This window comes from Thalassotalea piscium (assembly GCF_030295935.1).
GTDB classification, from domain to species: domain Bacteria; phylum Pseudomonadota; class Gammaproteobacteria; order Enterobacterales; family Alteromonadaceae; genus Thalassotalea_B; species Thalassotalea_B piscium.
This window is the reverse complement of the sequence record NZ_AP027362.1, coordinates 3622315-3634259: the sequence shown is the minus strand read 5'-3', so window position 1 is coordinate 3634259 and position 11945 is coordinate 3622315. Positions and strand designations below refer to the sequence as shown.

Here is an 11945-nt window from a genome sequence, read left to right as displayed (position 1 = left end):
AGTTCGAAGTACGAGTATCAATAATTAAGGTAGCAAATCAGTTACATCACACTCTAATACAGCAGCAAGTCGATAAACTTTTTCAAGGGTAATATTTACTTCTCCTCTTTCAATTATACCTCCGTAAGTTCGATCAAACTTACAAAGGAGCGCTAAATTCTCTTGAGTAATTCCAAGAGCTTTACGCTTATTTCTTACTCTTTTACCAAATTCGATAGCTAATGTTCTACTTTCCATTAATCTCCTCCAAAGAGAAGACAAACTATCTATAGTTGCAGTTATTAACTCCACCGAATATAATCGGTATTTTAGTTTGGCAGTGAAATATTGAAACTTAATCTGCAATAAATTTTCCTTAATAATTCTCTTGGATATCAAATGAAACTAAACAGATTACTGGGGCAAATTATATCAGCCCCTAATTTTGACCATTTTTCTGCTGTAGAGCTAAGAGCTGCATATATAACTATACATCCAGATAAAAACTTAATTCCCAGTGATGCACGCCGATTTGTTTATGCAGAGCTAGTTAAATTAGTAAATAATGGTTGGCTCAGAAAAACGGTGTCAAAGAAAAAAGAGATCACAACGTTCATTAAAACAAGTTTATTTAATGTGAGTGAAATTACTTATAGCTCTCTTGAAGAATGTAATGATAATAGCCAAACTAATTCATCAGATAAACCAATACAAGTATCTCTGCGGGAGCGTTTAAATCATTATAAAAATGAGCTGCTTATCAGTTATGGAGAGTCTTATGAATATAAGAAACTTTGTGATGATTTCCCTAATCTATATGAGCTTTTACAACCAAAATACAACAATGCACGTGAACAAAACTCTAGGTTGCTCGGACAAATTAAAGCGGTAGAAAAGTTGATCAATGAAAGTGGCAAATAGATAAAATGCAATTAAGACAATGGCAAGTTAGTTGTATCAATAAAGCCTTAAAACAGTACTTAAATGGCGATAGCCACTTTTTAACTTTAGCAACACCTGGCGCGGGTAAAACCTTGATGGCATCTGAATTGGGCGATAGGTTGTTAAAAAACAACTTAGTTGATCTAATTATTTGTTTTTCACCTTCATCCATTGTATCTCAAGATTTCAGTCAAAGTTTACAGGTAAGAATTAACGAACGGTTTGATGGTTTACTAGGGGCAAAAGGACACTCACTTACCTACCAAAGCTTGCAGTATCTCGATGCCAATTTTTGGCAGTTATTTGAAAGGTACCGAGTGTTCGTTATTTTTGATGAGATCCACCATTGTGCTGGCTCGACTATTGATAATGCAAATGCATGGGGCGAGCAAATAATATTAAATATTCAAGATAAGGCCAAATATACATTGGCGTTAACAGGAACTCCTTGGCGCTCAGATGCTGCCCCAATTGTTCTTTCAAACTACATGCATCCGAGCAATAAAATAACATGTGATTATGTTTATGGACTTTCGCAGGCTATTACGGACGATGTTTGTCGTGTTCCACAGATAATTGCGGTGGATAATAATAATATTTCAGTGGTTGATATTGAAGAAACGAAAACATTTACTAGCTTTAAGTGTTTATTATCGCAATCAATAATTCCCTATCAAGAGATTATTGAGAATGAAAAAGTCATTAAATACATAATTTCATCAGCACAAAAAAAACTAGATTCAATTAGGGTTAAAAACGCTGAAGCTGCAGGATTAATTGTTGCGTCGTCTGTTGAGCATGCGAGACAAATATCAGCATTCATGAAAACCTATTTTAACGAAGATGCTGTTGTTGTGACTTATCGAGAAAATGAGCCAACGAGTATTATCCAACAATTTAGACATGCACAAACTAAATGGATAATTTCCGTAGGGATGATCAGCGAGGGAACGAATATCCCCCGATTGCAGGTTTGCTGTCACCTGACCAATATCAAAACAGAAATGCATTTTAGACAAATTTTAGGCCGAATCCTTAGAATGACTGATTCGACGAATCAAGAGGCAGTTATGTTTATGCCAGCAGAGCCTAAGCTGTTGGAATATGCGTATCGCGTTAAGCAAGATGTGCCATTTGAAGCGGACGTGGTTAAGTTTGAGAAGATGAAGGCTAGAGTTGAAAAGCTAGATGGTGATGAGGACCCAGAAGCTGTTATTTTTGATAAGGCAATGAAAGTGGGCTCTGGAAAAACACTGAAAGTTAGTGAATTTAATACGGCTATTGACCATCAAACCTTTAAAGAAAATAGTGATATTGTTGAAGAGCATTTTTTAACAAGCTCTTATGAAAAAGTCGTTAATATTTTTGGACGGTTCCAGCAAGAAGCTATCGCTTTAGGGCTAAGTGAATTGAGGTGATTATGCTATTGGTTAAAAACTAGAGGTTTCAATGAAACTGTATGAAGTCATTATATTATCAATACCTGTAAAAATATTGAATTTGATCATTTCCGTTATTCCTGCGTATTTTCTTTGGAATTGGATCGTACCCGATATTTTTTCATTGCCAGAAATGGGTTTACTACAAATGACGGGGTTATTTATTTTAATTCAATGCCTTATCGGTCGAGGTTTTATTTCTGTTAATGCTGATTAAAGCGGCTACGGTATAAAGAAGAGTCGATTGTTTGATGAAATTTAAAGGTGATTGAAAGCTGTTTTGGTAAAACCTGTAGCATCAAAAAATAACAATAGGGGCAATGATGAAAACGTTTAAAACGATCACGACGCAGGAACTAACAACATTGGTTTGTGATGGCTGTGGATTACGAGCTACTACTGAAGGTGACTATGAGTTTCAAGAATTTATTTCAATAGAACATCATTGCGGTTATGGCTCGATTCATGGTGATGGTAAACGTATTGAGATTGATTTATGCCAACAATGTTTTGCGGACATGTGTGGTGGCACTCTTAGGATAACTGACAACAGTAACTCCATAACTGAAGACAATGAAAATCGTGCTCAGAGTATACTTAAATATAGCCATACTTTGGATGTAATTTGCCAATCAAAGACTAAGGCGCGTCAACTAAAGGAGAGCAGTGATTTAAGGTTAGCTGCAAGCGATATATTATCGAAAAACAAAATTGCGAATAAGAAAGAGTTAACAGTTGCGTTGAAACGCGTAGAGCAACTTTGGGATACCCAATTCCAATCAGCCGAAGGTATTGAGCTTCATCAACTTGCCGATTTGATTTGTGCTTTTGAGAAAAAAGATTGGGACAGCTATTTTGAAGAAGGTCCATTAGCGGATGATGATTTTATGCCTGATAGGTTGAGCGTTAAATCAACGTCCACTTTAGATGAAAATAATACTGCCAGAGGTATGTTAGCAAGCATACCTATCAATACTGAAGTGGATGATGAATCATCAAGAGATTCTGCATTGGCTGATAACGCCCTTGATGAAACTAAACAATATTTGCTAGAAAGTATTGCCAATACTATGCATAAACATCCTGAATTACGATTGGGGCAGTTATTAATAAATGCAATAAACCTTCAGCAGCCATGCCCTGAAATTTTTCATATTGAAGATAATGTATTGGCTGACACAATTAACCAATTCTCAAGTACTACAGAGTGTTAGTGATGTCTTGTGTTTGATCTGAAATGGGAATTAAAACAGGCTCTATTGGTGCTTTGTCTGCTAGGTCATTAATACTGATAAATTGAGCTAACGAAGCATAAAGTTTTTTCACAACATTTCCCTTTGTAATTAGCAATTACGACAGAATTGCTAGTAATTAAGATACTACAAAGTCGCTTGGTGCTAACATGCTATTTTGTTGAAGCTCAAACTTGATCTGACGCTTTTAAATATTAGAGCCTAATTAGTTCATTAAAACATATCTCGGGTCTATCTCACTTTGGGGCACAAAGTGAGATAGAAATTATTTGTGTCAATAAGTTGGTTTCATATCTATTACAATCTTATATGTTGTTCGAATAATGATAAAAACTCATCTTCTCGATGACTTACAAGTAAAATAGTACTGCGTTTCTGTTCGGCTAAACGCTCGATAAAGTTTAAGATTCGATGCCTGTTTAGTTCATCCAATCCTTGGGTAGGTTCATCTAAGATCAATAACAATGGTGATTTAACTAACGCTCTAGCTATCAGTGCAAGTCGTTGTTCACCATAACTTAAGCTTTGAAAAGAGCAATGTTGTTGCGCTAACAACCCAACTTTTTCAAGCCACTGCTTTGCAATAACAACATGCTTTCTTTCTGGTTGTTGATATAAGCCAATTGAATCATAAAATCCTGATAAAACAACCGTTAATAATTCACCATTAACACGATATTGTCGGTGTAATTCTGAGCTAACGATACCCATTTGCTCCTTTAATTGCCAAATACTCTCTCCTGAGCCTCTTTTAAAACCAAGTATTTCAAGATCATTGCTATAACATTGTGTGCAATCACCTGTAATTAACTGCATTAAAGTTGATTTACCACTACCATTTCGGCCAGTGATTAATGTATGTTGCAATGGCTTTATACTTATATTTAAATCTACAAAAACATTTTTTCCACTAAAGTGAACGTTGCCATTGTTGAGTTTTACTAAATAAGGATGTTGAAAGCTTTTAAGGTTATTCATACTTTCCGGCCATTGAGTATTATCTGGCCTAGATGCAAGCAACGTATCAAGCTGTTGCTTGGTTGTTTCATTGTTAAGTGTACCAATTACATTTAATTGTCCACGTTCAATGAAAGCAATATTTTGACACCAAGATGGAATGTCAAGTTGATTACTCAACAGCAATAACACAGTAATACCTTGACTAGATAACCCTTGTAAAGCTTCCGACAGCGCCTGACATGATTCATTGTCTAAACTATCAAAAGGGTTATCACATACTAATAACTCAACCCCATTAAAAATTGCTTGGAGAATAAGAAGTTTCCGCCCCTCCCCAGTACTTAATTGTCGATAACCAAATTCTAAGCGGTGAGCTAAACCAAAGTCGTCAATGAGTGGATCTGAAAGTTTATCTGAAGGTAAAAAATCTTTTGCTTTGGTACCAATATCATTTATATCAAGATAATCAGTTCTATCAATTTTTAGTTCTTGCTCATAAATACGTTGTTGCTGTTCAAACGATACTAAAGCGACACGATCAACATGAGGTATTTGGCATGTCTGTGCTGTTGCATCAGTTAATTCACCAGTAAAGAGTTGGTCTAAATATTGTTTACCTGAACCATTTTTACCTAACACACACCAATATTGGTTGTTTGTAATCTGCCAATCTTTGATATTAAGTTTAGCGTGTTGAAAGTTTTGAATATTTATCATGAATGTTTTAAGAGGTTCAATAGAAAAGTTAATGGTGTTATTTTATATTAACTTTTCTATTGAAGTTGGGTAATGATCAATGTGTGTTAAATACGGTTAAAGTGAATTAATTAGCGAGTTACGATTTAAGTCACTAATACATTTTGCACCCGTTAACGTCATTGCCACACGCACTTCTTTTTCATATAGGTCAAGCAAGTTTTCAACGCCTTGCTGCCCTTGCGCCGCTAATGCATAGATATAAGAGCGACCTAGCATTGTACAATCAGCACCCAACGCTAGCATACGTACAACATCCAATCCTGAGCGAATACCAGAATCTACAAATATTTTCAAATCACCTTTTACGGCATCGGCAATGTCAGGTAACGCCTTTGCTGAAGAAAGAACGCCGTCTAATTGACGACCACCATGATTAGAAACAACAATACCATCAGCACCAAATTTCAATGCATCTTTAGCGTCTTGAACATCCAAAATACCTTTGATAACCATAGGACCATCCCAGTATTCTCTGATCCATTCCAAATCTTTCCATGATATAGAAGGATCAAAATTATCACCTAGCCAGCCAATATAATCTTCTAAATTAGTTGCTTCACCTCGATAAGTTGACACATTACCTAAATCATGTGGCTTACCAAATAAGCCAACATCAAATGCCCATTTAGGATGTCGCATCGCTTGAAATATTCTCCGAGGGGCAGCAAAAGAGCCGCTCATGCCAGAATGCATGTCGCGGTAACGAGCACCAGGCACTGGCATATCAACCGTAAATATTAATGTTTTAACGCCAGCTGCTTTTGCACGTTCTAAAACATTTTTCATGAAGCCTCTATCTTTTAGTACATAGAGTTGAAACCACATTGGCCGTTTAATTTCTGGAGCTACTTCTTCAATAGGACATACAGACACCGTCGACATAGTAAACGGGATCCCTTTATTTTCAGCAGCTTTTGCAGCTTGAACTTCACCTCGCCGTGCATACATCCCTGTTAAACCTACAGGTGATAATGAAATTGGTAGACTCATTTTTTCACCGAAAATTTCGGTAGATAAGTCGAGTGTAGACATATCATTTAATACACGTTGTTTTAACGCAATATCAGATAAGTCTTCTACATTTCTACGAAGTGTATGCTCTTCATAAGAGCCGCCATCAATGTAATGAAACAAAAATGGAGGCAACGTTTTTTTTGCTGCAGCGCGGTAATCGCTAGGAGACGAAATGATCATGTTCATTTATCCTAATATATGTTTCTAAGCTTTATAGCGCTCAACTTTTTGTTGTTGCTCACCAAGTCCTGAGATACCTAGGCGCATTACATCACCTTCTTTCAAATATTTAGGTGGGTTAAAACCTAAACCAACACCAGGAGGAGTACCGGTACTGATAATATCACCCGGTTGTAAGCTCATAAATTGACTAATGTATGACACTAAAAATGGTACTTTATACACCATGGTACGAGTATTACCGTTCTGTACTCGTTCACCATTAAGTTCCAACCAGATATCAAGTTCATTTGAATCAGTAATTTCATCGGTAGTCACTAAGTAAGGACCAATAGGGCCAAAGGTGTCACAGCCTTTACCTTTACACCACTGCCCTTCTTTTTCTATTTGAAACTCACGTTCAGACAAGTCATTGATCACACAATAACCGGCAATATGAGCTAAGGCATCCTTTTCTGAAACGTATTTAGTTTCTTTACCAATCACTACACCTAACTCAACTTCCCAGTCTGATTTTTTAGATGCTGGCGGAAGTTCTACCGTATCATTTGGACCGATAATAGAAGAAGTAGCTTTCATAAATAATACTGGCTCAGATGGAACATCCATACCTGACTCTGCAGCATGATCCGCATAATTTAAGCCCACACAAATGAATTTCCCTACTTTAGAAATAGCAGGGCCGATGCGAACATTTTTATCTATTGCAGGTAAACTTGATAAGTCTATACCCGCAATTCTTTTGACTGAGTCATCAGCAAATAAGTTGCCATCTATGTCACTTACATGTGCTGATAAATCACGAATAATACCTTGGCTATCTAAAATAGCAGGGACTTCTTTGCCCGGATTTCCTACTCGCATTAATTTCATTTTTATTCCTATTTAAATAACTTTTGCTTGTGCCATAGCTACGAAAGTACCGGCAACAAGATGATATATATGTAATTTATTTCTATTAAAGCTTTGCGTTGTTAATTATTTAAGGTGACGAAACCGCCATCGATTGGGAAATTACTACCGGTAATAAAAGCCGCATCGTCAGAGCAAAGGTAATCTACCAATGCTGCTATTTCATCCGGTGTCCCCATTCTGCCAATGGGTTGACTTTTTGATAGTTTTTCAAACATCTCAGCCTGATTGTCGGGATAATTCTTTTCAATAAAATTATCAACAAAGGGAGTGTGTACTCTGCCAGGTGAAATACAGTTACACCTGATACCATCATCTATATAATCTCTAGCAACAGAATAGGTCATGGTTAACACTGCACCTTTTGTCATTGAATAGGCAAACCTATCGGTTATTCCAACAGAAGCTGCGATGGAAGCCATATTAATTATTACACCGCTTTTTTGTGCTTTCATCGATTCAATAACACCATAAATACAGTTATATACGCCTTTAACATTGATATTGTATAAACGGTCTAAATCACTCTCTTGGGTGTTTTCAATATTGCCAATATGCGCAATACCTGCATTATTCACCAAAATATCAATGGGATGTTTTTCATTAATACTTTTACATAACTCGACTATTTGTGCGTTATTTGATACATCAACAGCGTATGCCTCAGCTGTGCCACCAGAATCAATAATTTCTTTAGTCGTTTGTTTTGCAGCTTCTAGATTAAGATCAACAACTAAAATTTTCATTTTTTTTTGCGCAAGTCGTAAACAAATACTTTTGCCTATGCCACTTGCTCCACCTGTCACTAGAGCAACTTTTACTTTATCTGCCATTATCATGTGTAATTCCAAACCTTATACTAATGAACGGGGTAATCGATAGAAGTTTTGGGCATTCTCTGCCCAAACTTTACGTTTAATTTTAAATGGATAGTTACTAAGTAAAGATTTGGTCAACGAAACCCAAATATCATAGTCGCCATTTAATTTTACAACTGGCCAATCGCTACCCCACATAACCCTGTTTTCACCAAAATTACTCATAATGAATTCAAAATAAGGTAGTACGTCTTCAGTCTTTACTTTTCCTACAGGTGCTTCAGTTAATAAACCTGAAAGTTTGATAAAAACGTTATGACATTGGGCAATATTTTTGATTCTATTCTTCCAAAAATCTGAAGGTAACTTGGATAAATCAGGTTTCGCACAATGGTCAATCACAATGTTTAAGTTAGGGTGTCGACATGCCAAAATATGTATATTCGATAAATGAATATCTCTAATTAATGCATCGAACGTTAACTGGTTTTCAGCCATGAACTCAAAAATAGGGGTAAATTTATCTTTTAAAATCCAATTAACATCCTCGATATCTTGCAACATCGGGCGTATACCTTTGAAAAATTGATTTTTAGATAATTTTTCTAATTGATACACTGCAAGTAGATCTTCCATATCGATCCAGCCAATCACACCTGCTACATAGTGTGTATGTTCAGCTAAATTAAGCAAAAAGTCTGTTTCTTTTTCACTTGCTGCTGCTTGTATCAATACCGTTTGTTTGACGTTACTATTATTTAATTCAGGGGCTAATTGTGAGGGAAGAAAGTCTTGATAGAGAATCTTTAACTCCGGAGTTAACCAGCTATAGTCACCCCGGGATAATTGCCAGAAGTGTTGGTGGCTATCAACTCTTGCTATTCCTGCTTTAACTAATGTGTTGTCGATACTCATACGATATTTTCCGCAGAAAAGGGGAGTGGAGCAGCTTGATCAATAAGATGGTTTTCTTTTAAATCTTGCCAAAATTCATTAGGTATATTTTCGTTAAATAACTCAATCGTATGGTTCACTCGTTTTTCATTACCTAATCCAGGGATCACAGAACTAACTATGGAATGACCTAATGGGAATTGAAGAGCTGCCGCAGCTAATCTGACTTGAAACTTTGAACATATTGATTCAATTTTTCTTACTCTATCAATTATATGCTTTGGCGCAGGCTCGTAATTATAATGAGGAGTATTTTTTCCACTTACTCCAGTCGCTAAAATGCCTGAGTTATATGGACCGCCTAATATTATTGAAGCACCGTGAGCTTCACATTTAGGAAATAATTGATGGAGTGGGTTTTGTTCTAATAATGAATACCTACCAGCTAAGAGAAAGCAATCAAATTGCCCAATGTCCATGACTCGGTTACAAATTTCTACTTCATTAACGCCGAGACCTACGGCTTTTATTTGACCACAAGCTCTTAGCTCATCTAGCGCTTTATAGCCACTAGACTTTAATTGTTTAAAGTAATATTGATCTTGCTCACCATGGGTATCAATACCAATATCGTGCACTAATAAGATATCAATTTGTGCCAAACCTAACCGCTGCAAACTATCTTCATAAGAGCGCATAATACCATCATAAGTATAATCATAATGTGCATCAAACGGCATTGGTGTCGCAAAGCCATATCTTAGTTGCTTAATGTCAGCTTTATTATCTCTGCTAAGTATTCGACCAACTTTCGTTGATAAAACATAACTGCCTTTTATAGCACTTCTCAACGCATCGCCTACACGACGCTCACTTAAGCCTAAACCGTAACGTGGCGCAGTATCGAATAAGTTCATGCTTGAATTGATGGCTGCCTTTAAGGTTGAAGATGCTTCTTCATCAGATACTTCATGGTAAAGGTTACCCATTGAAGCTGCGCCAAATCCTAAAGGAGAAACGGCCAATGAAGTGTTGCCTATTTGGCGAGGTTCAAAGCGTGATGTCATAATTTCTTCTTTTCTTAATTTTACTAATAGTCATGTCTGACAATAAATTAATGAATAGCATCTGTTTAACTTAAACAAGATGGGCCGATAGATTCTATTTTTTGTGGTGACCCTGTGATATCAAATTTTTTATAAGTTAATATAAACTCTTTGTGGCCTAATTCTTCCGATTTACTTTTTTCACCTGAAGCTACTTTAAGTACACTTTCAAAAATAATATCACCTATTTCATTCACAGTTTTTAAGCCCTTAATTATTTCACCAGCATTAACATCCATATCTTCACTGAGTCTTTCGTATGTATCGGGGTTAGCACAAACTTTTATTACGGGTGAAATAGCGGAACCTACTACTGAGCCTCTGCCTGTTGTGAAAAGTATCATTAATGCACCGGATGCAATCATTTCAACAATTTCTGCATTATCAGAAATATTAGGGAAACCAAACATTGGCTCACCATCAGGAACAACATCCATTAAAAAGAGTCCTTTTTTATGAGGGATTTCTCCAGGTTTAATGATGCCATTAATATTAGACGAACCCGATTTCGCATAGGCTCCCATCGATTTTTCTTCTTGGGTTGTTAAGCCGCCTTCTGCATTGCCAGGGGCAAAACTGCCATAGCCCATTTTAGTGTAATATCTTTCTGCTTTTTCTACACAGGCTATGAGTTCCTGGCCTAATTTAGGAGATTCGGCTCTATTAGCCATAATTTGTTCACAACCTATCAATTCACCTGTTTCTTCAAAAATACAAGTAGCATCAGCATTAAGTAAAAGATCAAAACAAGCACCTACAGCCGGGTTTGCACTTATACCGCTTGTACCGTCTGAACCTCCGCAAATCGTACCTATCACTAAATCTGAAGTGAAAATTTCAATACGCTCAACATTACTTATATTTGTCAAAAGGGAGGTAGATTTTTCAATACCTAGCTCAATAGTGCTTTTTGTTCCACCGCATTGTTGAATGACTAATGTTTCGATTGGTCGTCCACTTTCGATAATAGTTTTAGAAAGCTTTTCTCTATTAAAACCTTCACATCCAAGGGAAACAAGTAAAACTCCGCCAACATTTGGATGGGTACAAAGTTTTTCCATCATCTGCAAGGAGTAATCGTTAGGGTAACAACCTGGAAAGCCGATAAGCTGAACATCATCATTATCTAGTTTGGATACAATAGTTTTGGCAACATGGTGGGCGCATTCAACTAAATAAACCACGACAACGCTGTTTCTAATACCTTTGCGGCCATCAGCTCTTAAGAAACCTTTCATCTTATTCTCCCGCTTTGGATTGTCTTGTATGGCTAGGAATATAGTCACTTTTCATATTGTGCAAATGGACATGACTACCTTTTGTTATATCGACAGTAGCTGAACCTATTGAGACACCATATCTAATAATATGTTGTCCCTTATTAATATTATTGCGAGCCACTTTATGACCAAGATCTATATTGCTTTCTAATATAAATTCTACATTAGTTAATTTTACCAATTCACCAACACTTGCAGCCTGGCAGCAAACTAAGATGTTATCAGTGTCATTTAATAAAAGAAATTTCCTATCTGTCATTTTATCCTCGAGCACATATATAAGCAGTTCTTATGGGTATTTTATCTATGTTTAGTAAAACCATATGTAAAGATATTTTATATGTGAAATATTAATTTAGATTTGAAATCTAATTCTTGAGGCATGATAAGTCAACCCTTTTATTGTTAT

The 11945-nt window shown here is 36.3% G+C and carries 14 protein-coding genes; 4 read left to right on the top strand and 10 right to left on the bottom strand.

Translation table 11 applies throughout. The features are described from left to right. Positions 1-24: 24 nt before the first annotated feature. Positions 25-237, bottom strand: a complete 213-nt coding sequence (locus QUD79_RS16150; RefSeq protein ID WP_184423685.1) for a helix-turn-helix domain-containing protein — start codon at positions 235-237, stop codon at positions 25-27. A gap of 141 nt (positions 238-378) precedes the next feature. Between QUD79_RS16150 and QUD79_RS16145 the strand changes: the two genes are divergently transcribed. From QUD79_RS16145 to QUD79_RS16130, 4 genes are all read left to right on the top strand, one after another. After that, a complete protein-coding gene (locus tag QUD79_RS16145) occupies positions 379-900 on the top strand; it encodes a VspR family transcription factor (protein WP_184423686.1) in 522 nt (173 codons plus the stop codon). A 5-nt stretch (positions 901-905) separates the two neighbouring features. Next, positions 906-2339 carry a DEAD/DEAH box helicase gene (locus QUD79_RS16140; RefSeq protein ID WP_184423687.1) on the top strand — a complete coding sequence of 478 codons (1434 nt, stop codon included), beginning with the start codon at positions 906-908 and terminating at the stop codon, positions 2337-2339. A gap of 31 nt (positions 2340-2370) precedes the next feature. Further along, positions 2371-2577 (top strand): hypothetical protein, encoded by a 207-nt coding sequence (locus tag QUD79_RS16135; RefSeq protein WP_184423688.1) that lies wholly within the window; start codon positions 2371-2373, stop codon positions 2575-2577. 103 nt (positions 2578-2680) lie between these two features. Next, a complete protein-coding gene (locus QUD79_RS16130) occupies positions 2681-3574 on the top strand; it encodes a hypothetical protein (protein WP_286289111.1) in 894 nt (297 codons plus the stop codon). Here QUD79_RS16130 and QUD79_RS16125 read toward each other — a convergent pair. The 9 genes from QUD79_RS16125 to QUD79_RS16085 all read right to left on the bottom strand — a co-directional run bounded on the left by QUD79_RS16125 (position 3561) and on the right by QUD79_RS16085 (position 11795). Beyond that, positions 3561-3686 carry a hypothetical protein gene (locus tag QUD79_RS16125; RefSeq protein WP_281401819.1) on the bottom strand — a complete coding sequence of 42 codons (126 nt, stop codon included), beginning with the start codon at positions 3684-3686 and terminating at the stop codon, positions 3561-3563. The two genes, QUD79_RS16130 and QUD79_RS16125, sit on opposite strands and share 14 nt — an antisense overlap. Positions 3687-3910: 224 nt before the next feature. Then, positions 3911-5290: an ATP-binding cassette domain-containing protein gene (locus tag QUD79_RS16120; RefSeq protein ID WP_184423690.1), complete on the bottom strand. Its 1380-nt coding sequence runs from the start codon at positions 5288-5290 to the stop codon at positions 3911-3913. Positions 5291-5386: 96 nt separating this feature from the next. Further along, complete coding sequence (gene lldD, locus QUD79_RS16115; protein ID WP_184423691.1) at positions 5387-6526, bottom strand: FMN-dependent L-lactate dehydrogenase LldD; 1140 nt, start codon at positions 6524-6526, stop codon at positions 5387-5389. Positions 6527-6550: 24 nt separating this feature from the next. Beyond that, positions 6551-7399 (bottom strand): fumarylacetoacetate hydrolase family protein, encoded by an 849-nt coding sequence (locus tag QUD79_RS16110; RefSeq protein WP_184423692.1) that lies wholly within the window; start codon positions 7397-7399, stop codon positions 6551-6553. Between the two features lie 101 nt (positions 7400-7500). Next, positions 7501-8271: an SDR family NAD(P)-dependent oxidoreductase gene (locus tag QUD79_RS16105; protein WP_385958694.1), complete on the bottom strand. Its 771-nt coding sequence runs from the start codon at positions 8269-8271 to the stop codon at positions 7501-7503. 21 nt (positions 8272-8292) lie between these two features. Then, a complete protein-coding gene (locus tag QUD79_RS16100; protein WP_221435159.1) occupies positions 8293-9171 on the bottom strand; it encodes an amidohydrolase family protein in 879 nt (292 codons plus the stop codon). Further along, on the bottom strand, positions 9168-10217 hold the full coding sequence (locus QUD79_RS16095) for an aldo/keto reductase (protein ID WP_184423694.1): 1050 nt from the start codon (positions 10215-10217) through the stop codon (positions 9168-9170). The genes QUD79_RS16100 and QUD79_RS16095 overlap by 4 nt, the downstream gene beginning before the upstream one ends. Positions 10218-10282: 65 nt before the next feature. Then, complete coding sequence (locus tag QUD79_RS16090) at positions 10283-11494, bottom strand: UxaA family hydrolase (RefSeq protein ID WP_184423695.1); 1212 nt, start codon at positions 11492-11494, stop codon at positions 10283-10285. A 1-nt stretch (position 11495) separates the two neighbouring features. Beyond that, positions 11496-11795 (bottom strand): UxaA family hydrolase, encoded by a 300-nt coding sequence (locus tag QUD79_RS16085; RefSeq protein WP_184423696.1) that lies wholly within the window; start codon positions 11793-11795, stop codon positions 11496-11498. Positions 11796-11945 lie beyond the last annotated feature (150 nt).